The sequence below is a fragment of the Pseudomonas sp. AIG genome, assembly GCF_977020205.1.
On record NZ_CDROCK010000035.1, the window covers coordinates 1 to 26,161 of the forward strand.

At 59.7% G+C, this 26,161-nt stretch carries 16 protein-coding genes, 2 tRNA genes and 1 riboswitch; of the genes, 2 read left to right on the forward strand and 16 right to left on the reverse strand.

The window, feature by feature from the left end; translation table 11 throughout:
• Positions 1-120 precede the first annotated feature (120 nt).
• The 6 genes from ACWR1S_RS19480 to ltaE all read right to left on the reverse strand — a co-directional run bounded on the left by ACWR1S_RS19480 (position 121) and on the right by ltaE (position 5,935).
• Positions 121-197, reverse strand: a tRNA-Arg gene (locus ACWR1S_RS19480).
• A gap of 107 nt (positions 198-304) precedes the next feature.
• Positions 305-395: transfer RNA gene (locus tag ACWR1S_RS19485), tRNA-Ser, on the reverse strand.
• 62 nt (positions 396-457) lie between these two features.
• Entirely contained in the window at positions 458-646 is a 189-nt protein-coding gene (gene csrA, locus ACWR1S_RS19490; protein ID WP_002554426.1) for a carbon storage regulator CsrA, read from the reverse strand.
• Between the two features lie 187 nt (positions 647-833).
• A complete protein-coding gene (locus tag ACWR1S_RS19495) occupies positions 834-2,075 on the reverse strand; it encodes an aspartate kinase (protein WP_007919332.1) in 1,242 nt (413 codons plus the stop codon).
• A 90-nt stretch (positions 2,076-2,165) separates the two neighbouring features.
• Positions 2,166-4,784: an alanine--tRNA ligase gene (alaS, locus tag ACWR1S_RS19500; RefSeq protein ID WP_454564636.1), complete on the reverse strand. Its 2,619-nt coding sequence runs from the start codon at positions 4,782-4,784 to the stop codon at positions 2,166-2,168.
• A 146-nt stretch (positions 4,785-4,930) separates the two neighbouring features.
• The gene (ltaE, locus tag ACWR1S_RS19505) at positions 4,931-5,935 is read right to left on the reverse strand and encodes a low-specificity L-threonine aldolase (RefSeq protein ID WP_454564637.1); all 1,005 of its coding nucleotides are present in this window, start codon (positions 5,933-5,935) and stop codon (positions 4,931-4,933) included.
• Between the two features lie 198 nt (positions 5,936-6,133).
• Positions 6,134-6,306: riboswitch (FMN riboswitch) on the forward strand.
• A gap of 101 nt (positions 6,307-6,407) precedes the next feature.
• Here ltaE and ACWR1S_RS19510 point away from each other — a divergent pair.
• Positions 6,408-6,917, forward strand: coding sequence for a 6,7-dimethyl-8-ribityllumazine synthase (locus ACWR1S_RS19510; protein ID WP_007919335.1), 510 nt, complete (start codon positions 6,408-6,410; stop codon positions 6,915-6,917).
• 116 nt (positions 6,918-7,033) lie between these two features.
• Here ACWR1S_RS19510 and astE read toward each other — a convergent pair whose 3' ends face one another.
• The 7 genes from astE to ACWR1S_RS19545 all read right to left on the reverse strand — a co-directional run bounded on the left by astE (position 7,034) and on the right by ACWR1S_RS19545 (position 14,888).
• Positions 7,034-8,044 (reverse strand): succinylglutamate desuccinylase, encoded by a 1,011-nt coding sequence (gene astE / locus ACWR1S_RS19515; protein WP_454564638.1) that lies wholly within the window; start codon positions 8,042-8,044, stop codon positions 7,034-7,036.
• A gap of 12 nt (positions 8,045-8,056) precedes the next feature.
• Positions 8,057-8,347 carry a hypothetical protein gene (locus ACWR1S_RS19520; protein ID WP_007919345.1) on the reverse strand — a complete coding sequence of 97 codons (291 nt, stop codon included), beginning with the start codon at positions 8,345-8,347 and terminating at the stop codon, positions 8,057-8,059.
• A 57-nt stretch (positions 8,348-8,404) separates the two neighbouring features.
• Positions 8,405-9,751: an N-succinylarginine dihydrolase gene (gene astB, locus ACWR1S_RS19525; RefSeq protein WP_141126188.1), complete on the reverse strand. Its 1,347-nt coding sequence runs from the start codon at positions 9,749-9,751 to the stop codon at positions 8,405-8,407.
• Positions 9,752-9,890: 139 nt separating this feature from the next.
• Positions 9,891-11,360, reverse strand: a complete 1,470-nt coding sequence (astD, locus tag ACWR1S_RS19530; protein ID WP_454564683.1) for a succinylglutamate-semialdehyde dehydrogenase — start codon at positions 11,358-11,360, stop codon at positions 9,891-9,893.
• Positions 11,357-12,382 (reverse strand): arginine N-succinyltransferase, encoded by a 1,026-nt coding sequence (gene astA, locus ACWR1S_RS19535; RefSeq protein WP_454564639.1) that lies wholly within the window; start codon positions 12,380-12,382, stop codon positions 11,357-11,359. The genes astD and astA overlap by 4 nt, the downstream gene beginning before the upstream one ends.
• Before the next feature lie 51 nt (positions 12,383-12,433).
• On the reverse strand, positions 12,434-13,453 hold the full coding sequence (gene aruF / locus ACWR1S_RS19540) for an arginine/ornithine succinyltransferase subunit alpha (RefSeq protein ID WP_007919353.1): 1,020 nt from the start codon (positions 13,451-13,453) through the stop codon (positions 12,434-12,436).
• A 214-nt stretch (positions 13,454-13,667) separates the two neighbouring features.
• Positions 13,668-14,888: an aspartate aminotransferase family protein gene (locus ACWR1S_RS19545; protein WP_053122869.1), complete on the reverse strand. Its 1,221-nt coding sequence runs from the start codon at positions 14,886-14,888 to the stop codon at positions 13,668-13,670.
• A 304-nt stretch (positions 14,889-15,192) separates the two neighbouring features.
• Here ACWR1S_RS19545 and ACWR1S_RS19550 point away from each other — a divergent pair, with 304 nt between their 5' ends.
• Positions 15,193-22,998 carry a dermonecrotic toxin domain-containing protein gene (locus ACWR1S_RS19550; protein ID WP_454564640.1) on the forward strand — a complete coding sequence of 2,602 codons (7,806 nt, stop codon included), beginning with the start codon at positions 15,193-15,195 and terminating at the stop codon, positions 22,996-22,998.
• 19 nt (positions 22,999-23,017) lie between these two features.
• Here the strand turns inward: ACWR1S_RS19550 and argR are convergent, their stop codons facing one another.
• The 3 genes from argR to ACWR1S_RS19565 all read right to left on the reverse strand — a co-directional run bounded on the left by argR (position 23,018) and on the right by ACWR1S_RS19565 (position 26,160).
• The gene (argR, locus tag ACWR1S_RS19555) at positions 23,018-24,010 is read right to left on the reverse strand and encodes a transcriptional regulator ArgR (protein ID WP_454564641.1); all 993 of its coding nucleotides are present in this window, start codon (positions 24,008-24,010) and stop codon (positions 23,018-23,020) included.
• Between the two features lie 245 nt (positions 24,011-24,255).
• On the reverse strand, positions 24,256-25,020 hold the full coding sequence (locus ACWR1S_RS19560; RefSeq protein WP_003227281.1) for an ABC transporter ATP-binding protein: 765 nt from the start codon (positions 25,018-25,020) through the stop codon (positions 24,256-24,258).
• 27 nt (positions 25,021-25,047) lie between these two features.
• A complete protein-coding gene (locus ACWR1S_RS19565; RefSeq protein ID WP_454564642.1) occupies positions 25,048-26,160 on the reverse strand; it encodes a M14 family metallopeptidase in 1,113 nt (370 codons plus the stop codon).
• Between the last annotated feature and the right edge of the window lies 1 nt (position 26,161).

Sequence of the window (26,161 nt, forward strand, 5' to 3'; positions counted from 1 at the left end):
GACCGCTCGGTTCGTAGCCGAGTACTCTATCCAGCTGAGCTACGAGTGCATTTGTGTTTTTAGACCAGATCACATCTGGTTGAAGCCAAGTCATTTACATTGCTGTAACTGACTCTTAAATGGTGCACTCGACAGGATTCGAACCTGTGACCGCTCGGTTCGTAGCCGAGTACTCTATCCAGCTGAGCTACGAGTGCATTTGTTGCGCCGCATTATAGCCCGTCTAATCTCTATTCCAACCACTTTTTCTATTAATTTCAACAACTTACAGAAAAAGCCAGATTACGACGTACTAAGCAAATAATGGCGGAGAACGGGGGATTCGAACCCCCGACACCCTTATGAGGTGTACTCCCTTAGCAGGGGAGCGCCTTCGGCCACTCGGCCAGCTCTCCGCAACACGGGGCGTATCTTAACCAACCTTTTCCCCGTTTGCAAACATAAAAATCGATAAAAATTAATGGCTTGGTTCTTCGTCCTTCTCTTTCTTTATACGCAGGTAAATTTCCTCACGGTGCACGGCAACCTCTTTCGGGGCGTTGACGCCGATACGCACTTGGTTTCCTTTAACGCCGAGCACGGTCACGGTGATTTCGCCATCACCGATAATCAGGCTTTCTGCGCACCGACGAGTCAGAATCAGCATACCTTTCTCCTCACGCAATTCAGTTCAGGGACAACAGTCTGCAAAAAAAAGGCACCCGACCTACAACCGGAGCGATCGTAGCCCTACATGCCTGAGTATTGACCAGCGCGAGCAAAAGAACAGTTCAGGGCTCGCGCCATTCAAAAAATAAAGGGCGCGGTCAGACCGCGCCCTTCAAGAAATGGAATTACTCGCCTTGACGGGCAGGAGCATCCAGTTCGAAAGCCGTGTGCAGGGCGCGCACGGCCAGTTCCAGATACTTCTCTTCAATCACCACGGAAACCTTGATTTCCGAGGTCGAGATCATCTGGATGTTGATGCTTTCTTTTGCCAGGGATTCGAACATGCGACTGGCCACGCCTGCGTGGGAACGCATGCCGACGCCGACGATCGAGACCTTGGCAATCTTGGTGTCGCCAACCACTTCACGGGCACCGATCTCACGAGCGGTGTTTTCCAGCACGGTCTGTGCGGCCTGGTAGTCGTTGCGGTGCACGGTGAAAGTGAAGTCGGTGGTGTTATCGTGCGCAACGTTCTGCACGATCATGTCGACTTCGATGTTCGCGGCACTGATCGGGCCGAGAATCTTGAACGCCACGCCCGGGGTGTCTGGCACGCCACGGATAGTCAGCTTGGCTTCATCGCGGTTGAAAGCGATGCCGGAAATGATCGGCTGTTCCATGGTTTCCTCTTCATCAATAGTAATGAGGGTGCCCGGACCCTCCTTGAAGCTGTGCAGTACGCGCAGCGGAACGTTGTACTTGCCGGCGAATTCCACCGCACGGATCTGCAACACCTTGGAACCGAGGCTGGCCATTTCCAGCATCTCTTCGAAGGTGATCTTGTCCAGACGCTGAGCGACCGGCACAACGCGCGGGTCAGTGGTGTAAACGCCATCAACGTCGGTGTAGATCTGGCACTCATCAGCCTTCAATGCAGCCGCCAGTGCCACGCCCGTGGTGTCGGAACCGCCACGACCGAGGGTGGTAATGTTGCCGTGCTCGTCGACGCCCTGGAAACCGGCGACAACCACCACGCGCCCTGCTTTCAGATCACCGCGAATCTTCTGGTCATCAATCTGCAAGATACGCGCTTTATTGTGCGCACTGTCGGTCAGGATCCGCACCTGATTACCGGTGTACGACACCGCCGGCACACCGCGCTTGATCAGCGCCATGGCCAACAGGGCAATCGTCACCTGCTCACCGGTGGAAACGATCACGTCCAGTTCCCGCGGAACCGGTTGCGTGTCGCCACTGATTTGCTTGGCCAGATCGATCAGACGGTTGGTTTCGCCGCTCATTGCAGACAGCACAACCACCAGGTCATCGCCGGCATCGCGGAATTTCTTAACCTTGTCGGCGACCTGCTCGATTCTCTCGACAGTACCGACCGAGGTGCCTCCAAATTTCTGTACGATCAAAGCCATTTCAAAGCCGCCTCTGCCCATGAAGGGCGCCCAATAATCACTCGAACAGCCGCCCGGCCCGCCACTAGACTGCGGGCCGGACGGACTGCCTTATAAACCCTGCTCGACGAATGGAACGGTCAGCGCCAGTGCGCCATCCAGTGCGCCAGCATCAACACCGCCGCCCTGCGCCATGTCCGGACGACCACCGCCCTTCCCGCCCACTGCCGCAGCAGCCTGCTTCATCAAATCACCGGCTTTGAGTTGGCCAGTCAGGTCTTTGGTTACACCTGCAACCAGAACGACCTTTTCCTCATGGACACTGCCGAGCAGGATCACTGCGCGGCCGAGTTTGTTCTTCAACTGATCAACCAGCGCCAGCAGCGCCTTGGCGTCCTGACCATCCAGACGTGCGGCCAGAACCTTCACGCCCTTGACGTCCAGAGCCGAGGACGACAGATCGTCGCCCGCAGCGCTGGCCGCCTTGGCTTGCAACTGCTCCAGCTGCTTCTCCAGTTGGCGATTGCGCTCCAGCACAGCCGACAGCTTGTCGATCAGGTTGTCGCGACTGCCCTTGACCAGGCTGGCCGCTTCCTTGAGTTGTTCTTCTGCAGCGTTCAAGTAGGCCAGCGCCGCAGCACCGGTAACTGCCTCGATACGACGCACGCCCGATGCCACACCGCCTTCGCTGATGATTTTCAGCAGGCCAATGTCACCGGTGCGGTTGGCATGGATACCGCCGCACAGTTCGACGGAGAAATCACCGCCCATGCTCAGCACGCGCACGTTGTCGCCGTACTTCTCGCCGAACAGCGCCATGGCGCCTTTGTTCTTCGCGGTTTCGATGTCGGTTTCTTCGGTTTCAACCGCAGAGTTCTTGCGGATCTCGGCGTTGACGATGTCTTCCAGCGCTTTGATCTGTTCAGGTTTGATCGCTTCAAAGTGGCTGAAGTCGAAACGCAGGCGCTGGCTATCCACCAACGAACCTTTCTGCTGAACGTGCTCGCCCAGCACCTGACGCAAAGCAGCGTGCAGCAAGTGCGTGGCCGAGTGGTTCAACGACGTCGCGTGACGCACTTCGGCGTCGACGTGGGTTTCCACTGGCGCGCCGATGGTCAGGCTGCCCGAATCCAGCACGCCGTGGTGCAGGAAGGCGCCGCCGGTCTTGGTGGTGTCACGTACGTCGAAACGCGCGCTGCCGGCCTGCAGATAACCGCAGTCGCCGATCTGGCCGCCGGATTCAGCGTAGAACGGCGTCTGGTTCAGAACGATCACCGCCTCTTCGCCTTCATTCAAGACGTCGACCGACTGGCCATCTTTATAGATAGCGACGATTTTTGCCGAACCGCGGGTGTCGGTGTAGCCGGTGAACTCGGTGGCCACATCAACCTTGACCAAGGTGTTGTAGTCCAGACCGAACGAGCTGGCCGAACGCGCACGAACACGTTGGGCTTCCATCTCACGCTCAAAACCGGCTTCGTCGACCGTCAGGCTGCGTTCGCGCGCGATATCAGCGGTCAGGTCCATCGGGAAACCGTAGGTGTCGTAGAGTTTGAAGACTACGTCGCCCGGCACCACGGTGCCTTTGAGCTCCAGCAGATCCTGCTCGAGGATCTTCAGGCCGTGCTCCAGCGTCTTGGAGAACTGCTCTTCTTCAGCCTTGAGCACGCGCTCGATGTTGCTCTGCTGCTTCTTCAGTTCCGGGAAGGCTTCGCCCATCTCGGCAACCAGTGCAGCAACGATCTTGTAGAAGAAGCTGCCGGTGGCGCCCAGTTTGTTACCGTGACGGCAGGCGCGACGGATGATCCGGCGCAGTACATAACCACGACCTTCGTTGGATGGCAGCACGCCGTCAGCAATCAGGAAGCCGCACGAACGGATATGGTCGGAAACAACCTTGAGCGACGACTGATCGCCATTTTCGCAACCGATGGCTTCAGCCGAGGCCTTCAGCAGGTTCTTGAACAGATCGATGTCGTAGTTGGAATTGACGTGCTGCATCACCGCACTGATCCGCTCCAGGCCCATGCCGGTGTCGACCGACGGCGCTGGCAACGGATGCAACACGCCATCGGCGGTGCGGTTGAACTGCATGAACACGTTGTTCCAGATTTCGATGTAACGGTCGCCGTCTTCTTCCGGCGAGCCTGGTGGGCCGCCCCAGATGTGGTCGCCGTGATCGTAGAAAATCTCGGTGCACGGGCCGCATGGGCCGGTATCGCCCATGGTCCAGAAGTTGTCGGAGGCGTACGGCGCGCCTTTGTTGTCGCCGATGCGAATCATGCGCTCGACTGGCACACCGATTTCTTTGGTCCAGATGTCATACGCTTCGTCGTCGGAGGCGTAGACGGTGACCCAGAGTTTTTCCTTCGGCAGTTGCAGAACGCCGGTCAGGAAGGTCCACGCGTAGGTAATCGCGTCCTTCTTGAAGTAGTCACCGAAGCTGAAGTTACCGAGCATTTCGAAGAACGTGTGGTGACGAGCGGTATAACCGACGTTTTCCAGGTCGCTGTTCTTGCCACCGGCACGCACGCATTTCTGGCTGCTGGTTGCACGGGTGTACGCACGTTTTTCCTGGCCCAGGAAGCAGTCCTTGAACTGGTTCATCCCCGCGTTAGTGAACAGCAGGGTTGGGTCGTTGCCCGGAATCAAAGAGCTGGAGGCTACACGGGTGTGGCCTTGCTCTTCGAAGAAGCGAAGGAAGGCTTCACGGATTTCTGCGCTTTTCATTAGGTTCTTCCACGGAGGCTGCGGCCAAAGGCCTGTTCGAAACGTCAACAGACGAAGCGACGGCAAAGGGCCGCATTATATCGGCCCTGCGCGCGGGGTACAGCGTGTTTATACGATAGAAACGGTCAATTGGACGGCTAACGCTGTCACTTGCGCGAAAAGTCGACGAATGTCGCGATCACTTGCTCGATTTGCGAGCGATTGACGTCCATGTGCGTGACCATGCGCAGACGCGCAGCGGCGCTCAACTTGATGCCTCGTTCGGCGGCAAACGCCTTGATCGCTTCAGCCTTGTCACCCATTTGCACATAAACCATGTTGGTTTGCACCGGTTCGACGATGAAACCTGCTTCACGCAAGCCATCGGCGAGCAATTGCGCGTTGGCGTGATCGTCGGCCAGACGCTCGACGTTGTGATCGAGCGCATACAGCCCCGCCGCTGCCAGCAGTCCGGCCTGGCGCATGCCGCCACCGACCATTTTGCGCAGACGGCGAGCCTTGCCGATCAGTTGCTCAGAACCGCACAACACCGAGCCGACCGGCGCACCGAGACCTTTGGAAAGGCACACCGACACCGAATCAAAGTACTGAGTGATTTCCCGCGCATCGACACCCAGCTTGACCGCCGCGTTGTAAAGCCGCGCGCCGTCGAGGTGCAGTTGCAAGCCTTGGTCCTGAGTGAAGCGACGGGCGCGGGCCAGATACTCCATCGGCAGCACTTTGCCCTGCATGGTGTTTTCCAGCGCCAGCAAACGAGTCCGGGCGAAATGGAAGTCGTCAGGCTTGATCGCCGCCGCGACCTGATCCAGATCCAGCGAACCGTCGGCCTGCACTTCCAGCGGCTGCGGCTGGATCGAACCGAGCACCGCCGCGCCGCCGCCTTCGTACTTGTAGGTGTGCGCCTGCTGGCCAACGACGTATTCGTCACCGCGTTCGCAGTGCGCCATCAAGCCCAGCAGGTTGCTCATGGTGCCGGTCGGTACGAACAACGCTGCAGCAAAACCCAATCGCTTGGCCAGTTCCGCCTCCAGACGATTGACCGTCGGATCTTCGCCGTACACGTCATCGCCGGTGTCCGCCGCAGTCATTGCGTCGAGCATGGCGGGAGTCGGTTGGGTAACGGTGTCGCTGCGAAGATCGATAACGCTCATGAACCTGGCCTCTAATCAGCAGGGGAAATCCCTTTACGAAGTGGGATTACTGCGGTCATCGCGTGGATTAATCAACCCTTGCGCAAGGAAAAGTCGTTTCGAACCGCCAGAAAATTCGATGGCAATCATCAGAAAGGCGCAATGCACAGACACACAATCTGTGTTAAAAACGCTGCGCCGCCCGAGAAAGGGCGGCAAAAACGTTCTCAGGGCGGGGTGCAATTCCCCACCGGCGGTAATTGCGCGCAACGCGCATAGCCCGCGAGCGCTTGGCGACGGACACGGCATTAAGCGGTGATCGACGGCAAGGTCAGCAGACCCGGTGTGATTCCGGGGCCGACGGTCATAGTCCGGATGAAGAGAGAACGGGATTAACGCCAAAGGGCCGTCCGCGCGATGTTGTGCGTGTGCGCACCCTTGAATCCCTTTCGATTCATAACGCCCTGTTTTTCACACAAACAGGAGTCAGAACATGCAACCCACCGCTATCGACAGCAAAAGCAAACACCCTCATGGCGAGCGCGTCGCGTTCATCCAGGCCTGCTGGCACAAGGAAATCGTCGACCAGAGCCGTAAAGGCTTCGTCGCCGAAATGATTGCCCTGGGTTATCAGGAATCGGACATCGACATCTTCGAAGTCGGCGGCGCCTTTGAAATGCCCCTGCACGCCAAGTTGCTGGCCAAGACCGGTCGTTATGCCGGCATCGTTGCGGCAGCCCTGGTTGTCGACGGCGGCATCTACCGTCACGAGTTCGTCGCCCAGTCAGTGGTCAGCGGCCTGATGCAGGTGCAACTGGAAACCGAAGTGCCGGTGTTCTCGGTGTCCCTGACGCCGCACCACTTCCATGCTGGCGACGAGCATCAGAAGTTCTTCTTTGAGCACTTTGTGCACAAGGGTCAGGAAGCGGCGCGGACTTGCGCGGATACGCTGCGCAAGGTTCGCGCCCTGCGCCGCACCGAGCCGCATGCTGTAGCGGTCTAAGCCTCGAGTGATCGTTCCCACGCTCTGCGTGGGAATGCCTCAATGGACGCTCTGCGTCCGCTTGGGGACGCGGAGCGTCCCGGGCTGCATTCCCACGCGGAGCGTGGGAACGATCATCAGGCGAGGTTTTCGTCGGTGGTCGGGACGATCAGGATGCCCGCGCGCAAGCCGTTCTTGACCTTCGGATTGGGGAAAATGATCCTCGCGCCCTCTTCCTCAATGATCCAGCGGGTATTGGCCAGATCCTCGGCCAGCACATAACCCATCTCCAACTCTGAAAAGTTTTCGATGTCCTGCGGCAGGTTCAGGCGGAACGCATCGCTGTGCTTGATGATTTCCCGCGCGACGCTGAACAGTTGCAAACCATCCAGCCCTTCTTGCGCCATCTCCGGCTCAGTACCTTCGATGATCTGCTTCAGACGGGTTTCCAGCAGCGAGACGTTAACCCCGTCGTTCTGCCCGAACGGCCGCGCCTTGCCCAATTCCAGCGTGAAAGCCTCGGCACCGAGCTTGTCGTAGGTGTACGAGCTGAACACGATCGACGGTTTGTTCTGCAACAGCACCGCTTCCATCCCGGCAGCGCGCAGGCGCGCCAGCTCAAGGCGTGAATGCTGACGACCTTCCTTCCACGGGTACAGGGCAAACTGCTCGATCTTCGAGCCGCGAATCGCTGTGTGCAGGTCGTAGTGCAGACGCTGGCGATCCGGCAGGCTGAAGAAGCTCGCCGCCAAACGTTCCAGCTCACAGGCACGCAGCGCTTCCGAGCCACTGCTTTGTTCATGACGGCCGTTGAACAGCCGATTGACGTCCTGTTCGACGAAGCGCTCGCCTTTGCGAATCGCCTCGGGATTGCCGAACAGGAACAGAATGCGTGCGCGCGGCTTCAGATCGCCGCGAGCGATGTCGTGCAGCAGCCGATCAAGCAACTCGATCGGCGCTGTTTCGTTGCCGTGGATGCCTGCCGACAGCAGCAGGTCCAGGCCATTGTCGCGCGCTTGCGGTGGCCGGACTTCCAGCGCACCTTCGCTCAACCAGCGCATGCGCACGCCTTCGACAGTCAGTTGAGTCTTCTCCGCCGGTTCGCGGCCGGCGAGGGTCAGTTCAAGCAGTTTGCCGAGGGCGAGCATAGAGCGGTTTCCTTAGTGGTCGTGGTTGCAATCCGGGCCGTGCACGTGGTCTTCGTCGTCGCCGACGTCGGCCGGTTCCATTTCCAGTTGCAGACTTACCAGATTAGTCGCCAATGGGCGCAGCAGCAGGTTGGCGTACTCAGCGTCACCTTCTTCAACGTCCACACCGATCAGCAGTTGGCCACGGCCGTCCTGCTGGATCCACAGCTCTTTGCCTTGCCACATGACCGCGACGCGGGTGCAGGAGGTCTCCAGTTGCGTGCCGTCGGTGTCTTCAAGGATCAGCTGCAGGGAATCGCTCATGTTTTTACTCTCTTGGTGAGACAAGCCGCGCGCCGCGTTCAGGCAACGCGCCGGCCATCAATTGATCTGGAATGGATAAACCGCGCCCAGTTTAAGGATTTGCGTCAGTTCATCCAGTGCCGTCCGGCATTCAAGCAGCAATTGCGGATCCGCCAGATCGGTTTCGCTCAGGCGGTCGCGGTAGTGCTTTTCAACCCATGCGGTCAACGAACCGTACAACGGTGGCGTCATGATAACGCCTGGGTTGACCGCCGCCAGTTCGGTTTCGTTAAGCGCGACGCGCAGTCGCAGGCACGCCGGACCACCGCCGTTCTGCATGCTTTGCTTGAGGTCGAAGACTTTTACTTCGCGGATCAGACCGCCGGAGCTGGTCAGACTTTGCAGGTACGCCCAGACGCGCTCATTGGCCTGGCACTCTTGCGGCACGATCAACAACATCGAGCCATCAGGACGCGAGAGCAACTGGCTGTTGAACAGGTAGGAGCGCACCGCGTCATCCACGGTGACCGCCGAACGCGGCACACACACGGACTGGAAGTTACCACCCGCTTTGGCGAGTTTGCTTTGCAGTTCAGCCAGCATCGATTCGGTGTCGAGGAACGCATCCTCGTGATAGAACAGCACCTCGCCATTGCCCACGGCGATGACGTCGTTGTGGAACACGCCCTGATCGATCACGTTCGGGTTCTGCTGGGCGTAGACCACGCCTTCATCACGCAGACCGTGCAGACGCGCAACCGCTTGCGAGGCTTCGAGGGTCTGGCGGGCAGGATATTTCTGCGGCGCCGGGAAACGGTTGTCGAACGCACTGCGGCCGAACACGAAAAACTCGACGCCCGCCTCGCCATAGTCACGGCAGAAACGTGTGTGGTTGGCCGCGCCTTCATCGCCGAACTGTGCCACTGCCGGCAACGCGGCGTGATGGGCGAAGTGTTGCTGATTGGCGAACATCGCACCGAGCACACGGCTGGTGGTCGGGTGCTCGATGCTGCGGTGGTATTTGCAGTTGAGGTTGGCGGCGGTGAAATGCACGCGGCCGTCTGCGGTGTCGGCACTCGGGCTGACCGTGGCGGCGTTGGCCACCCACATGCTCGACGCCGAGCAACTGGCGACCAGCAGCGGCATGGCTTCTTTGGCGGCGCGCTCGATCACTTGCGCGTCGGTGCCGCTGAAACCCAGGCGGCGCAGAGCGGCCACGTCCGGACGTTCCTGTGGCGCCAGCACGCCTTGCTGAAAGCCCATTTCCATCAGCGCTTTCATCTTCGCCAGACCTTGCAGCGCCGCTTCCTTCGGGTTCGAAGATTGCTGGCTGTTGCTCTGGGAGGCAACGTTGCCGTAGGACAGACCACCGTAGTTATGGGTCGGCCCCACTAGACCGTCAAAATTGACTTCATAGGATTTCATCAGCGAGGCTCCACGAGAATCTGTTGTTATAGGCTTCAGGTAACAATTCAGTCAGACCGCGTCGCGGCTATCGCGAGCAGGCTCACTCCTACAGGGATTTTCATCGCTCTTGTAGGAGTGAGCTTGCTCGCGATGGCCGTTACGCCATTTTCACGCCAGGCGTCAGGGCGGCAGGCAACACCAGGCTCGGTGTTTCCAGCGACGCCACCGGGTACGCGCAATAATCCGCTGCGTAATAGGCGCTGGCGCGATGGTTGCCCGAGGCACCGACACCGCCAAACGGCGCGCTGCTCGCAGCACCGGTCAGCTGTTTGTTCCAGTTGACGATGCCGGCGCGGCTTTCCAGCCAGAACTGCTGATAACGCGCTTCGGAATCCGACAACAGACCGGCGGCCAAGCCGTAAGCGGTGTCATTCGCCTCAGCGATCGCCGCTTCGAAATCGACGTAACGGATCACTTGCAGCAACGGGCCGAACAGTTCTTCGTCCGGGCGCTCGGCAACCGCCGTCACGTCAACAATGCCCGGCGTCAGCAACGCGGCTTGCGCCTGCGGCTGAGTCATCGCCAGCAACGACACGGCGCCATTGGCCAGCAGATGTTCTTGAGCATCCATCAGCGCTTTCGCCGCGCCGAGGGAAATCACCGAGCCCATGAACGGCGCCGGTTGCTGATCGAACGCGCCGACTTCGATGGTCGAACTCACTTCAACCAGACGCTTGAGCAGGCTGTCGCCCCACGCGCCTTGCGGCACCAACAAACGGCGGGCACAGGTGCAACGCTGACCGGCAGAAATGAACGCCGACTGAATGATCGTGTAAACCGCCGCATCCAGATCCGCGACCTGATCAACCACCAGCGGATTGTTGCCGCCCATTTCCAGCGCCAGAATCTTGTCCGGTCGACCGGCAAATTGCTGATGCAGGTGATTGCCGGTGCGGCTCGAACCGGTGAAGAACAGACCGTCGATGCCCGGGTTCGCCGCCAGTGCGATGCCGGTTTCGCGAGCGCCTTGCAGCAGGTTCAGAACACCGGCCGGCAGACCGGCTTCAATCCAGCACTTGACTGTCAGCTCGGCCACTTTCGGGGTCAGTTCGCTTGGCTTGAACAGCACGCTGTTACCGGCCAGCAACGCCGGCACGATATGGCCGTTCGGCAAGTGGCCGGGGAAGTTGTAAGGGCCGAACACCGCGACCACGCCGTGTGGTTTGTGGCGCAACACGGCAGTGGCGTCGCCCAAAGGGCCGCTCTTCTCGCCGGTACGCTCGCGGTAGCTCTGCACCGAGATCGCAATCTTGTTGACCATGCTGGTGACTTCGGTCGCGGCTTCCCACAACGGCTTGCCGGTCTCTTCACCGATGGTGCGAGCCAGCTCGTCAGCGTGGGTTTTCAGCGCGGCGGCGAACGCCTCCAGCACAGTGATGCGTTCATCCAGCGAACGACGCGCCCACCCCGGGAATGCCTGACGCGCAGCCTGCACCGCCGATTCAACCTGAGCGGTGGTCGCGCCCTCCCCCGACCACAGCACTTGCTGGGTCACCGGGTTCAGCGATTGAAAAGCTTCGCCTTGACCGGCCAGCCACTCACCTGCGATGTATAGCGAATTCATTATTTCGACTCCCTTGCAGCAGACAACGCCACGGCGCGCACTTGGTCGCCAGCGTTGAGTTGAAGACGTTTGGCGGTCTGCGGATCAACCACCAGCGTGCCGGCAGCGAGACGCGCCGGCGCAGCGGTGATGCGGCAGTCTTCGCGTTTGCGGTTATGGATGATGAACGGCGTGGCGTCGTCGCCCGGCGTGCCAATGGCCAGCACCAGTGCTTCACTGTCACGCACCGCGCGGATCTTGCCGGTTTCGCATTCGATGGCCGGGCCGGCGTCGAAGATGTCGACGTAACCCTGATAGCTGAACCCTTCACCCTTGAGCATGGCCAGGGCTGGCTCGGTGTCCGGGTGCACCTGACCGATGACGTTACGTGCGCCCTCGGACAGGAAGCAGGTGTACAGCGGGAATTTCGGCATCAGCTCGGCAATGAAAGCCTTGTTGCCAACACCGGTCAGGTAATCGGCCTGACTGAATTCCATTTTGAAGAAGTGACGTCCCAGGCTTTCCCAGAACGGCGAACGGCCGGCGTCATCGGAGACACCGCGCATTTCGGCAATGATCTTGTTGCCGAACAGTTCAGGGAATTCGGCGATGAACAGCATCCGCGCCTTCGACAGCATGCGGCCGTTGAGACCGCTGCGGTAATCGGCGTGCAGAAACAACGAGCACAGCTCGGAATTACCGGTCAGGTCGTTGGCCAGGAACAGCGTCGGAATCTCGCGATAGATGTTCAGCTCTTGCGAAGCGCTGACCGTCAGACCGACACGGAAGTTGTACCAAGGTTCTCGCATGCCGACAGCGCCAGCGATGGCGGAAATCCCCACCACGCGGCCGTCATCGTCTTCGAGCACGAACAGGTAGTCCGCATCGCCCCGGCCGGCTTCGCCGCGAAAGGTCTTCTCGGCCCAGCCGACCCGGTGGGCCAGACGTTCTTCGTTGGCCGGCAATGTGGTCAGGCCGGTGCCGGTGCTGCGGGCCAGGTCGATCAGAGCGGCTAAATCGCTGCTGCGTACGGGACGAACAATCATGCTATCTCCTCAAACGGGCCGCCTTCGCCACCCGTGAAACTCGCTAAGGCGTTAAACCGCCACCAGGCGCACGCTGGCACCTTCACCGACGCCCAGGGCTTCGGCCGCTTCCAGATCCAGAGTCACCGGTTTGCCCGGCGCGTAATCCAGCTCCAGCAGCACCGCGCGGTAATCCTGCAACTGCGCGTTGGCCACCAGATACTGGCGCCCGGCACCTTTCACCGGCTCGCCGATTTTCACCGGCACCACACGGCTCTGGGCGATCGAACGGATCCCCGAAACACGCGCATGCAGGGTCGGGCCGCCGTCGAAAATGTCGATGTAATGATCGGTCTCGAAGCCTTCGCGCATCAGGATGTCAAAGGTGATCTGCGCACGCGGGTGCACCTGGCCCATCGCCTCTTGGGCGGAGTCCGGCAGCAGCGGTACGTAGATCGGGTAATGCGGCATCAACTCGGCGAGGAACGTACGGCTTTTCAGCCCGCACAGACGCTCGGCTTCGGCGTAGTTGAGGTCGAAGAAGTTACGACCGATCGCATCCCAGAATGGCGAGTCGCCGTTCTCATCGCTGTAACCAACGATCTCGGTCACCACCGAATCAGCGAAACGCTCCGGATGGCTGGCGACGAACAACAGACGACCACGGGAATTGAGTTCCGACCACGGCGAACCGACCAACTCACGCTGCACGTAAAAACTGGTCAGCAAGCTGTTGCCGGTCAGGTCGTGGCACTGCGAGAGCACGTGGATCTTGTTGTGGATCTTCAGCTCGCGCGAAGCATGCACAAAGGTTTCGTTGCGGAAGCTGTAGAACGGTTCCGAGTAGCCGGCCGAGGCGACAATTGCCGAGCAGCCGACCAGCTTGCCAGTAGTCGAATCTTCGAGAACGAAGAAGTAACTCTCTTCGCCGTTGAAGCTCACTTCGGCGGCAAACGACGCTTCGCTCGCGGCGATCTTGTCGCTCAGACGTTCCACGTCATCCGGCAAGGAAGTGACACCAATCGGACTGTCCGCAGCCAGACGCTGTACCTCGCCCAGATCAGCCATTTGCGCGGGGCGCATCACCAGCATGGTGTCACTCCTTTTCTCTTATCAATTCACAGAAGAAATAACCGGGCCTACATGGAGATCAATGTAGGAGTGAGCCTGCTCGCGATTGCGGTCTGTCAGAAACCAATGAGTCGACTGACATACCGCAATCGCGAGCAGGCTCACTCCTACAGTTGATCGGGTCCGGCATAAAATTTTGATCGACGCCTGAAAACTCCAGGCGCCGAAGGGTCTATCAGGCTTGCGTCAGTGCGGCGGCAGCGCGTTCGAAACGGTCGAGACCGGCATCGATATCGGCGTCTTCCACCACCAGGCTCGGGGCGAAACGGATCACGTCCGGGCCGGCTTGCAGAATCATCAGGCCTTCTTTTTCAGCGGCGTTGAAGATGTCTTTGGCCTTGCCTTTCCAGGCTTCGCTCAATACACAACCGATCAGCAGACCGAGGCCACGCACCTGGGTGAACAGGCCGTATTTCTCGCCGATCTGCTCAAGGCGCGCCTTGAACTTGTCGTGCTTGGCGTTCACGCCGTTCAGCACTTCAGGGGTGTTGATTACGTCGATCACCGCTTCAGCGACTGCGCACGCCAGCGGGTTGCCGCCGTACGTGGTGCCGTGAGTGCCGACGACCAGATGTTTGGCCAGCGCTTCGGTGGTCAGCATTGCCGCGATCGGGAAACCGCCGCCCAGGCTCTTGGCGCTGGTGAGGATGTCCGGGGTCACGCCGTAATGCTGGTAGGCAAACAGCTTGCCGCTGCGGCCCATGCCGGTCTGCACTTCGTCGAACACCAGCAGCGCGTTGTTCGCGTCGCACAGTTCGCGGGCACCTTGCAGGTAAGCCAGTTCAGCCGGCAGCACGCCGCCCTCGCCCTGGATCGGCTCCAGCACGACCGCGCAGGTCTTGTCGGAAACCGCCGCTTTCAGCGCGGCCAGATCGTTATAAGGCACATGGGTAATGCCGGTGATTTTCGGGCCGAAACCGTCGGAGTACTTCGACTGGCCACCGACGTTGACGGTGAACAGGGTACGGCCGTGGAAGCTGTTCAGCGCGGCGATGATTTCGTACTTCTCAGTGCCGAAACGGTCGAACGCGACGCGACGGGCCAGCTTGAACGCGGCCTCGTTGGCTTCAGCGCCCGAGTTGCAGAAGAACACGCGCTCGGCGAATGTGGCGTCGATCAGCTTGTGCGCCAGGCGCAGGGCTGGCTCGTTGGTGAACACGTTGGACACGTGCCACAGCTTGTTCGCTTGCTCGGTCAGTGCACCGACCAGCGCCGGGTGCGCGTGGCCCAATACGTTAACGGCAATCCCGCCGGCGAAGTCGATCAGCTCGCGGCCGGCCTGATCCCAGACACGGGAACCGGCGCCACGCACCGGAATGAAAGCGGCAGGCGCGTAGTTGGGAACCATTACCTGGTCGAAATCGGCGCGTTGTACCGCAGCGTGCTCAACGGACATCGGAGTCTCCTGATGAGGAACACTCGCCTGAAACTGGCGAGCGATGGGGGGATTGTAAGGACAGTTTTCTGCCCGGCCTTGTCGCCAAGCGACAACTTCTTATAGCGCAAACCCCGGATTTTCCCGGGTTTACGGCAATGCGACATATAGCGTCGCAAAGGCGCAGTTTACCGGGTGCCACCGATTTGCGGCAGGCTGCTGAGAATACCAACTCAACCCCGCGACCAAGATATAAATATGTACCGCACGAGGCTGGCCACTTCCTGATTTGCTGCGCGTTCTTCTCAACGCCAAGGATTGGCCCATGCACCTGACTCAACGACACCCGGCGGCGACCTCGACCGCCACGAGTGACGCGCAGTTTCACGACGATCATTATCTGCCGCTGAAAAACGCTCTGCCCGACTGGCTCGGCGACGCTTCATCGAGCCGGCGCCAGCGACTCAAGGACATCCCGCCGCAGATGTCAGCGTCCCTTCAAGCAGCGCCCGTCGAGCAACATCAACAGATGAAGGCTCTCAACGCCGCGCACTGGACCGCACAAAGCAAGGTCGACCAGAGCCTGGAACACCTGCAGGACGCCAGCGCCTTTGCCGAACCCCTGCTCAAACAGGAACTGAAGGATTGCTTTGGCCTGGATCTGGATGTGCGCGAAACCTTTGTGCGTCTGTACATCCCCGCCACCACACCGTGGTTCCCGATCAAGACCGGTACCCGCGCCTGGACCGTTTCGTTACTCGACGCTGCGCTGCACAATTTCGAGGAGTCGGAAACCCGTGACGACGCCTTCGACGTTGACTCGACCTTCGTCACCCGGCCCTCCACCACCGGCCAGTTCATGACGCTGCCGTCGATCAAGGCCAAACTGAGCATTGCCGCCTTCACCCAGCTGTGCCGAAGGCTGGATCTCGGTGCCCAGTACAAAACCCATCTCGAAGACAACCTCGGCTATAGCGATTCGATGGTGGCGTCCGTACTACGCAGCAAACTGGACGACAGCCAGAAAGCTGCCATGAAAGCGGCCCTGCAATGGGCGCGAATGAACCGCGATGTATCGGAAAGTTATTTTCGCTTGATCGACGCGGTGCTCGACGGCATGAAAGGCCTGTACGTCAACGGCGCACCTGTGTTGTGTCATGACATGGAGATGCTGTGCGCACCTTTGACCGGGATCGTCGTGTTCGCCCCCGACCTGCATGACTCACAAAACGCTGCACGGGTGGTGGCTTACGTTCCGGATGACCCCGAGCATCCCTTCAAGGAATACGCCTCGGCCTATGAGCTGATGGTCGAGCTGACGCGCCAGTTGCGTTCGAAAGACTACCAGCAGTTTTTCAGCCGCTTCGTGAACCACGAACATCGCGGCTTTTTCTTCAGCACCCTCAACAGCCGCTTGACGCGCATCGCCTGGCATCCGCCAGAGTCCGGCAGCTCACTGCCCGCGTGGCGCGAAACGCCCGTCGAGCGACCCGATCTGCAGACCACGCTGACACCTTTCCATCACGGTCTGTGGCAACACCTTTATCAATCGAAACTGAACAAGATCTTCAATGACGCTCGAGTGATCGCCGTGCCCACCGCCGTGGTAGATCAAAAAGCGCGCTGGGCCTTCTGGGATTCGGTGAGCAACATCATCTCAAGCATCGTGCAGACCGCTGCGCTGATCGTCGCGCCATTCGTGCCGGTGCTGGGTGAAGCCATGATGGCGTACATGGCGTATCAAATGCTCGATGAAGCCTTTGAGGGCATTATCGAATGGGGCCAGGGACGCACGACCGAAGCCTTCGAACACCTGATGGGCACCGTGGAGTCGATGATTCAACTGGGCATTTTCGGCATGGGCGGTGCGATTGGCGCCGGTGAGTTTCGCAAAGTCCTGCCCGCCGAGGTCGTCGCGTTCATCGACCGCTTCAAACCCGTGAAATTGACCAGCGGCGCAACCCGCTACTGGGATCCCGATCTGACCCGCTACCAACACACAGCGGTGCCCGATGTCGGCTCAATGCCCAACGAACTGGGTCTGCACCCGCATCAAGGCAAACAACTGCTGCCACTGGAAGACGCCCATTTTGCCGTGAGCGAAAGTGCGATTCCCGGCCAATACGTCATCGAACACCCGACTCGACCCGACGCCTACCAACCGACGGTGCGGCACAACGGCGCCGGTGCATGGCACACCGAACTGGAACAACCACTGGCGTGGGACACCGACACGGCGCTACGACGAATCGGTCCTTCCATCGAGACATTCTCGCCGACAGAGCGCGAAACAATTCTTCGTGTCAGTGGCGTCAATGAAGATGCCGTACGCAAGATGCATGTCGATCAGCAAACGCCGCCACCGCTACTGGCCGACAGCATTCAGCGGTTCAGGATCGATCAACAGCTGCAACGCTTTATCGATCAGCTCGACAGCAGCGTGGCCGAACAATACGGGCGCGCCGATCCGGTGACGCAGCTGCAACTGCTGACGGAACACGGTCGCTGGCCGAGCAGCCAGCGCCTGCGTCTGGCTAATCAACAGGGCGAACTGCTCTGGCAATCTTCGGCGGACGAATCCTTGCCTCTGACCGAGCTTCGCCAGGACAGCCTGATCGATGGCGATCTGCTCAAGACCCTGCTTGCGTCCATCAACGAGCAACAAACCAAAGCCCTGCTCGCAGAATCCTTCGGCGGGCCAATGCCTTCGCTCGATGTCCGCAGTCAGACCTTGCGCCGACAACTGGCCCTTCTCGCACGACGCCATCGCAGCTCGATGTTCGAATCGCGCTACCAGGCTCTGCAGCACATTGACGACCCGCTGGCCCAGCCACTTGCCAGCCATGCCCCGACGCTGCCGTCCAGCGTTAGCCGCGAACTGCTCGACACCGCCAATGGCAGCGAACTGATCCAGATCCACGAGGGAGAACTGCCACCGCGTCAGCAGGAGCTCACGCAACTGGCCCGACAGGAAGTCCGCCTTACTCGCGCTTACGAAGGGTTGGAGTTGAAGTCAGTGAACAACCCCGATTCCGACTCTCTGGCGTTGCACAGCCTCAAGCTTTTGCCGGGCTGGAGTGGCGATGTGCGCATTGAAATCCGCGAGGGGCACTATGAAGGCCGCGTACTCGACAGCATCGGACGCGAAGACGCGCCCGCACAGAAAGTGCTGGTGCGCCAATCGGACGGTCGTTATCAGCCCTTTGACGAACGCGGTCAGGAACTGCATTCGGTCACGGATTTCTACTCCAGCGTTCTGTACGCGCTACCCGATGGAGAACGCCGAAGCCTGAATATGCAGACCGGTCAGAGTGACCTGCTGCAGTCGGCGATCCGTGAGCGAACACTGGAACGCAACGAACTGCGCAGCGTGATGTTCGAGACGCCAATCCTTCAACCTGCCGTGGACACGCTGCGTCTGGAGGGCTTCGGCAATCAGCGGCAGAACACACCCCGGCGCCTCGAAGAGGCCGATTTTTTTGAAGCGGGTGAGCTTGGCGTGATCGGCATCGAACATCAGGACAACCTGATGACGACCGGCCAGCGCATCGTCAGCCCCGAAGAGCGTGTGCAGGAAGTTTTTCGAGGCTTCTCCGCCGAGGAAGCACGCAATTACGTCGCGACCTTTCAGAATGATCCGACAACGCTCAACATTGAACTGGCCAGGCGTCGCGACGAACACTTCAGGCTCAGCGATGACCTGCGTCGCTGGGAAACCGATGTCCCGGCCAACGATCCGCTCAGCGGTCTGCCATTGACCTACATCGAGCGCCGGGCAGCCCTGCACAATCGTGCCCAGTTCAGAGAAGCGCTTTTGCGTTGCTGGCGCAGACAGACCCGTGGCCCCGCCGGCTACATGCTGCAGATCGCTCAACCGATCCTCGGTGACTTGCCCGTCCTGGAGGCGAATTTTGGCCACGTGTCGATGCTTTCCATCAACGGCAGCGCCAGCACCGCAGCCGTGGATGTTTTTTTGCAACGCTTCCCGGGGATGCTGTATCTGGATGCGCAAAATCTCAACTTGCCGACCCTGCCTCAGGCCTTGGCCAACATGCCCAATCTGCGCCAGTTGATCCTGCGCAACTGTGGCATCAGCCATTCGGCAGCCAACCAGGCAGTGCTGGCGGCACTCCCCAACCTCTCGCTGCTGGATCTGCGCGGCAATGCCTTGGGCGCGCTTCCCGACATCGGCGCGCTGCCATCGCTGCGTCACCTTAATCTGTCGAAAACGGGCCTGACTACAGTGCCGGACAACCTGCTTGATCACCCGCGCCTGATCACTGCCAGTTTCGAGGGCAATCGGATCACGGAAATACCACGGCCCTTTTTCAATCTGGCCAGCTCGCTCAGTGATGGCTTCGGGTTCGCCGACAATCCGCTCAACATGGCAACGCGAGAGAAGGTCAAGACGTTCTATAACCACACCGGAAAACATTTCGGGGTACGGCCAGAGCCAGCGGACCTTGAACGTACAGTGGCGCTGTTTCCGGCGCTGAACACTGATCAGGCCAGTGATCTGCTCTATCGATTGCCCGGCAGCCTGGCTGAAGGCCGATTCCAGTTGGCCCGCTGGGAGGTCGAGCTCAGCAACCTGAACACTGAGCTCGACGCCTGGGTCGAGCAGATCCCTGCGCTGGATCCTATATTCATACGACCGCTGACCCTCGACGAGCAAACCGTGGAACGCAGTGCCAGGAACGCCTTCCGGCAAACACTCGAGCAGTTCTGGCGCAACAGATCGGCCTCTGTGCGGCAAAGCGAGTTGGTAGCACCTCTGGACTTCATGGGCGACATGCCAACCCTCAGCGCCAACTTCGACCATGTTTCCCGGTTGAGGCTCACGGGCAACAAAAACGTCTCGGCGCTAATGCCGTTCCTGCAGCGCTTCAAGCACCTGAACACGCTGGAGTTGCATGCCTTTGACCTCGAGCCGGTTGCGCTGTCATCGATCAGAATGCCGCAGCTCAATGTGCTGGAGCTCAACGATTGCGGCGTGGTGCTGACACCTGAAAATCAGGCGACACTGGTCTCACTCAACAATTTGCATTCGCTGGACTTGAGCAACAACCCGCTGGGGACATTCCCCGACCTGAATCTGTTGCCCGAACTCACCTACCTCGATCTGTCCAACTCCAGCATCAATGTAGTGCCCGATGGACTGACCAGCCACCCGAACCTGCGTACCGCTATCCTCAGCGGCAACCGTATCAGTGAAATACCCGACGCCGTTTTTGAACTGTCGGCCAATCAGACCGATGGCCTGGATTTCTCCGACAATCCGCTGACCAGTGCAACGCGCAACAAGATAAAGACCTACTACCGACGCACCGGACTCGACTTCGACGTGCGCGCCGATGAAGGCGACATTGCCCTCATGCGTCAACTGTTCCCGTCTCTGGACGAGCAGGAGGCCAGCGATGTGTTCTATGACTTGCCTGGCACCTTGGCGGATGGCCGGACTCAACTCGTGCAATGGCGCGCCGAAATCAATCAGTTGACCACCGATCTGACCCTGTGGGCGCCCCAAGTGCCGAGCACCCACCCCGTCACCGGCGAAATCCTCACGGCCATCGAGTTGTTCGATCAGTACGCCGCCCGATCCGAGTTCGGCCAACAGCTGGAACGGTTCTGGCGCCACCGCTATGGCGAGTCGGGTATGCGCGCCGACTTCTTCGAGGCTGACCTGCGGTTCTTTGGTGAATTCCCGCAACTGACTGCAGACTTCAGCCATGTAACGGGTGTGAAGCTAAAAGGCAACACCGCCATCGGCTCACCCGAGACGTTCATCGATTTGTTCGTCAATGCGCGGGAGCTGGAACTGCATCAGTTTGCACTGAATAAAATCCCCCAGGCCGTGACTCACCTGTCGAAGCTCAAGGAACTTAGCCTGAACCGTTGCGGCATCACCCTCGACGCAGTCGACCACAGCGCCCTTATAACGCTGCGCAATCTTGAATTGCTGGACCTGAGCCACAATCCTCTGGCGACGGCACCTGACCTTCAACCCTTGCCGAACATGCGCGACATTCTGCTGACCAATACCGGCATTCCCGCCCTGCCCGATGGCATCGCCGGACACCCGAGCCTGAAAAACGCTTTGCTGAACGGCAACCGCATCACCGAACTGCCGGAAAGCTTTTTCAGCCTCGACCTGGACCTCGCCGATGGGCTCAATCTGGGTAACAACCCACTGTCCCTGCCCTCTCGCGAACGTATCAAAACCTACTATGTCGAGCACGGTCGTCACTTTGATGTGATGCCGGACGTCAGCGACCTGGCCAGTGCGCAACGCCTGTACCCCTTGATGGATGTCGACGATGCCAGTCACTTGATCTATCACTTGCCCGGCACGTTGCAGGCCGGTACGGCGCAATTGATGCGCTGGGAAGCGGAACTCAGCCAGATGATCAGTGACCTGAGCGCCTGGTCCGACCGCGTGCCGGTACGCAACCCCGTGACCGGCGAACACTGGGGGGCCACCCAGAGAGCGATTGAACAGAGCCAACGAAAAGAATTCAGTCGAAAACTGGAAGCGTTCTGGCGTGGCAGAAACCCGGACAAAACCGAACTCAGGCTGAACTCGCTGGAGTTCGACGCAGCCTTCGCCGGTGAGTTACCGCCGCTGACTGCCGATTTTGGTCACGTCATCCGCTTGTCCATCAGCGGCAATGAAGGGCTCAATGCGCCCACCGGTTTCCTCTCCTGCTTCAGCGGTTTGCGGGTACTGGAACTGCGCAGTTTCGCCTTGGGTCGGGTGCCTCGAGCGCTGTCGCTGATGCCGGCCATGGAAACACTGACCATGAGCAGTTGCGGCATTGTGTTCGATAGCGTAGGCCAGACTGCACTGTCCGGACTCAACCGCCTGAAGGCGCTGGACCTGTATAACAACCCACTGGGCACTGCACCGGATGTCAGCTCATTGCGAGCGCTGAAGACACTCGATCTGACGCGTACGGGTATCAGCCAGATTCCTGTCGGCGTAGGACAACTGCCACGGCTGCGCTATGCATTGCTGAGTGAAAACGCCATTGTCGATTTGCCGCGAGACATGACTGGCTACGCTGCCAACGGTGTCGACCTGCGGGCCAATCCGCTGTCCGTTGCCGCCAGAGACCGGATCAAAGCCCAATACCAGATCACTCGTCAGCAACTGGGCGTTTTGGCCGACGAAGCGGATATTACCCTGACGCAAGCTCTGTACCCGAGCATCAGCGAAATCGATGCGAACCGTCTGATTTACAGCTTGCCTGGCACCCTCGCCGAAGGACATGTCGAATTGCTGCGCCGACAGAGCGACCTTTCGACATTGCTCAATGAGCTTGGGAGGTGGGCGACGGAGGCTCCGTTCGACCCGGTAACAGGCATCCCGCTGGAGGGCGAAGTACTGCAGCAGGAAAATGCCAGAAGAACCTGGTTCAAGGATGGGCTGGAGCGCAGTCTGCGCGTTGCCCCAGTAGGCCTTGCGTCCACGGACTTTACCTGTGATCTGGCGTTCATCGGCGAGCTGCCGGCACTGAGCGGGCGTTTCGAACAGATCACCGAACTGACACTGACGAGCACCGCCCGCGTCCCGCCCCGGGTTGACCGCCTGCTCGAACTGTTTCCGAATCTTGAGAACCTGGATATCCGGGCCTATCAGCTCAACGAGATTCCGCCGGCGGTGTTCCGCATGAGCAAGTTGACCGACCTGGAACTGCCCTACTGCCGGATCGTCCTGAACGCGCAAACCGCGAGCGCACTGGCGCGTATGGAGAACCTGGAAAAACTGGACTTGAGCCACAATCCGCTAGGGCTGACGCCGGACCTGCGAAACCTGCACATGTGCTACTCGTTGCATCTGGAAAATACGGGGCTGACCGAACTGCCGCGTGGGCTTTTCGAACTGCCACGTTTGACTTACGCCGATCTGTCCGGCAACGCCATTACCGAACTTCCTGACCCGCTGCCCTCACCGACTGAAGGCACAACGACGACCTACGAGTTCACTGGCAACCCTTTAAGCGCACAGAGCCAGCAACGCCTGACGACGTATAGCGAGGCGGTAAAAGCCCACTTGCTCGAGGAGTACGAAAGGCGCAGGAACGAGGCCGATCCGCTGGACAACTTCAGGGCTATCTCGTTTTCCGATTGACCCTGGCGCTCGACGCGGTCTAACCGCGCTCGGGCGGCACTGACGACAATTCGAACGGGCTGCTGCTGCGCCGCTGGTTACGATCTTCCCGCGGCGTGGCACCGAAGAAATTGCGATAGGCGCTGGAGAAATGCGGCCCCGAGGAGAAGCCACACGACAAGCCGATCTGGATGATCGACTTGCTGGTTTGCATCAACATCTGCCGGGCCTTGTTCAGGCGCAATTCCAGGTAGTACTGGCTCGGCACACGGTTGAGGTATTGCTTGAAGATCCGCTCCAACTGGCGACGGGACACGCACACGTGCTGGGCGATTTCGTCGGTGGTCAGCGGTTCTTCGATGTTGGCTTCCATCAGCAACACCGCTTGCGTGAGCTTCGGATGACTGGAACCGAGACGGTTCTGCAACGGGATGCGCTGACGCTCGCCACCTTCGCGGATGCGTTCGACCACCAATTCTTCCGAGACAGCACCGGCCAATTCCGCACCGTGATCACGGGCCAGCACCGCCAGCAACAGATCGAGCACGGACATGCCACCGCATGCGGTCAGGCGATCACGATCCCAGTCGAACAGATGACTGGTGGCGATGACTTTCGGGAAACGCTCGGCGAAATCGTCCTGCCAGCGCCAGTGCACGGCGGCGCGATAACCGTCGAGCAAACCGAGTTGCGCCAACGGGTACACACCGGCGGACAGACCGCCGATGACCGTGCCCGCACGCACCAACTGCTTGAGCGCACTGCTGAGCGCCGGGGCCAACGTGGTCGGTGGCTCGTCAGCAAGCAGGAACAGTTTCTGGAAGTTTTCGAGCTTGCCAGTCCATGCCTCGCCGGGCAATTGCCAGGCGCCTTCGACCCCGGCTCCTGTAACGGCTTCGGCTTGCAGGAACGACAGTTCGTAAACCACGTCCGGGTGCACCCGCTGAGCAACACGCAAGGCTTCCTCCGCCAGCGCCAGCGTCAACGCTTTAGTGCTGGGCCAAATCAGGAAACCAATTCGATGGGCAGTCATGGGCGGGCAATCCGAAGCGAAGAACAGTGATGAAGGCATGGGCCAATGCTAGCCCGTAAATGAACACAAATCTTGAAACCAACCGAGATCCATTGTGGGAGCGAGCTTGCTCGCGAAGGCGGTGTATCAGTCAACATCGTTGCTATCCGAACTACCGCTTTCGCGAGCAAGCTCGCTCCCACAGGGGATTTTGGTCAGTCTCCAGGTCGCGAAGCATGACCTAATTTGGTGCATAACGGCAGCGATTACTTGAGGCTGCCCGAGAGGAATTGTTGCAGACGTTCCGATTGCGGATTCACCAGCACTTCGCGCGGGTTGCCGCTCTCTTCAACAACACCTTTGTGCAGGAACACCAACTGGTTCGACACTTCACGGGCGAAGCCCATTTCGTGGGTGACCACAACCATGGTGCGACCTTCCTGCGCCAGCGCTTGCATGACCTTCAGTACGTCGCCCACCAGTTCCGGGTCGAGGGCCGAGGTTGGCTCGTCGAACAGCATCACCTCAGGCTCCATCGCCAGCGCACGGGCAATTGCCACGCGCTGCTGCTCGCCACCGGACATGTGTCCCGGGAACGCGTCTTTACGATGGGCCACGCCGACCTTGTTCAGGTAGTGCTCGGCTTTCTCGCGAGCTTCAGCCTTGGAGACGCCGAGTACATGCACCGGCGCTTCCATGATGTTTTCCAGCGCGGTCATGTGCGACCACAAGTTGAAATGCTGGAACACCATCGACAGGCGCGAACGCATGCGTTGCAACTGCTTCGGATCAGCGGCTTTCAGCGCGCCGTCCTTGTTCGCTACCAGTTTCAGCTCTTCGTTGTTGAGCAGAATCTTGCCCGCGTGCGGCTGCTCGAGCAGGTTGATGCAGCGCAGGAAAGTACTTTTGCCGGAGCCACTGGAGCCGATGATGCTGATCACATCGCCGGCTGCCGCTTTCAGGGACACGCCCTTGAGCACTTCGTGACTGCCATAGCGTTTATGCAGGTCTTGGACTTCAAGTTTGTACATGCGGTCGGTTCTCACAAAAACAGTCAGTCAGTCGTTGAGCAAGCGCCCGTGACGCAGCGCTTCGCGCCCCGCCACCTTGGCCAGCCAGAAACCGGGTTGGGCATAACGCAGCCGTTCAATGGCAAACAGCACCCCGGAGGTACCAGCACATCCCGTGCTGACCCGATCGAACAGAGGATCAATCACTTCAAAAATCTCATCGCCCGCCTCGACCCATTCGCCGGGCTTGCGCAGAAAACTCACCACGCCCGGATGCGGCGCGAACAGCAACTCGGTGCCTTCGAACGGCATGCCTTCACAGGCTTCGTGCGCCGGGTTCGGCCAGTCTCCCGTGATCAAACCTTGCTCGGCGAGGAACGCGAGAATGCCTTCAGCATACGCGCAGGCTTCGGCGCGACCAGTGTCGGCCTGACCGCCCAGCTCAATGGTGGTCGCCAGACACGCCAGCGGAATCTGCGCATCAGGGAACTGCCGCGACAGGCGCAGCCACGGCAACGAGCAAGCTTCGTCAAATGAACTGCCGCCGGAATCTTCCGCGAGCAATCCGACCTTCACATTCAGGTGCGCCGCCAGCGAACGCCACTGCGGCCAGTGCTGCGGCAACGCATACATGTGCAGCGCGGCTTCGGCATCGCAATGCAGATCGAGCACCACATCAGCGCTGCAAGCGTGGCTGAGCAACACACGTTGCATGCCTTGCAACTGGCTGCTCGCTTCCGGCAATGCCGCCAAGTGATCAGCCATGGCCTGACGGATCAGGCGCACATTGGCGTGCGGATCGTCACCGAGGCTCTCAGCCAATGCCGCCGCAACCGGCGCGCTCAGCTCAACGAAATCACGGTTGAAATTCTTGCCGCTGCCGGCCTCGAAACGGCCCTGGTGATTGCCTTGCAGCAACTGACCAAGACCCAATGGGTTGGCGACCGGCACCAGCTCGATGACGCCGTTGAGCAAGCCTTTGGCTTCGAGTTCGCCGAGGCGCTTTTTCAGCTCCCAAGCGGTGCGCATGCCCGGCAATTCGTCAGCATGGAGGCTGGCCTGAATGTAGGCCTTGCGCTCGCCATGGCCGAAGCGAAAGACCGAAATCTTGCGCTCGCTGCCCAGATGGCTCCACGGCAATACGTGGTCGATGCGTTCCATA

Bases quoted from the DNA above. Each gene is read 5' to 3' on its own strand.
- csrA (WP_002554426.1), bottom strand. From the start codon at position 646: ATGCTGATTCTGACTCGTCGGTGCGCAGAAAGCCTGATTATCGGTGAT.
- ACWR1S_RS19495 (WP_007919332.1), bottom strand. From the start codon at position 2,075: ATGGCTTTGATCGTACAGAAATTTGGAGGCACCTCGGTCGGTACTGTC.
- alaS (WP_454564636.1), bottom strand. From the start codon at position 4,784: ATGAAAAGCGCAGAAATCCGTGAAGCCTTCCTTCGCTTCTTCGAAGAG.
- ltaE (WP_454564637.1), bottom strand. From the start codon at position 5,935: ATGAGCGTTATCGATCTTCGCAGCGACACCGTTACCCAACCGACTCCC.
- ACWR1S_RS19510 (WP_007919335.1), top strand. From the start codon at position 6,408: ATGCAACCCACCGCTATCGACAGCAAAAGCAAACACCCTCATGGCGAG.
- astE (WP_454564638.1), bottom strand. From the start codon at position 8,044: ATGCTCGCCCTCGGCAAACTGCTTGAACTGACCCTCGCCGGCCGCGAA.
- ACWR1S_RS19520 (WP_007919345.1), bottom strand. From the start codon at position 8,347: ATGAGCGATTCCCTGCAGCTGATCCTTGAAGACACCGACGGCACGCAA.
- astB (WP_141126188.1), bottom strand. From the start codon at position 9,751: ATGAAATCCTATGAAGTCAATTTTGACGGTCTAGTGGGGCCGACCCAT.
- astA (WP_454564639.1), bottom strand. From the start codon at position 12,382: ATGATTGTTCGTCCCGTACGCAGCAGCGATTTAGCCGCTCTGATCGAC.
- aruF (WP_007919353.1), bottom strand. From the start codon at position 13,453: ATGCTGGTGATGCGCCCCGCGCAAATGGCTGATCTGGGCGAGGTACAG.
- ACWR1S_RS19545 (WP_053122869.1), bottom strand. From the start codon at position 14,888: ATGTCCGTTGAGCACGCTGCGGTACAACGCGCCGATTTCGACCAGGTA.
- ACWR1S_RS19550 (WP_454564640.1), top strand. From the start codon at position 15,193: ATGCACCTGACTCAACGACACCCGGCGGCGACCTCGACCGCCACGAGT.
- argR (WP_454564641.1), bottom strand. From the start codon at position 24,010: ATGACTGCCCATCGAATTGGTTTCCTGATTTGGCCCAGCACTAAAGCG.
- ACWR1S_RS19560 (WP_003227281.1), bottom strand. From the start codon at position 25,020: ATGTACAAACTTGAAGTCCAAGACCTGCATAAACGCTATGGCAGTCAC.
- ACWR1S_RS19565 (WP_454564642.1), bottom strand. From the start codon at position 26,160: ATGGAACGCATCGACCACGTATTGCCGTGGAGCCATCTGGGCAGCGAG.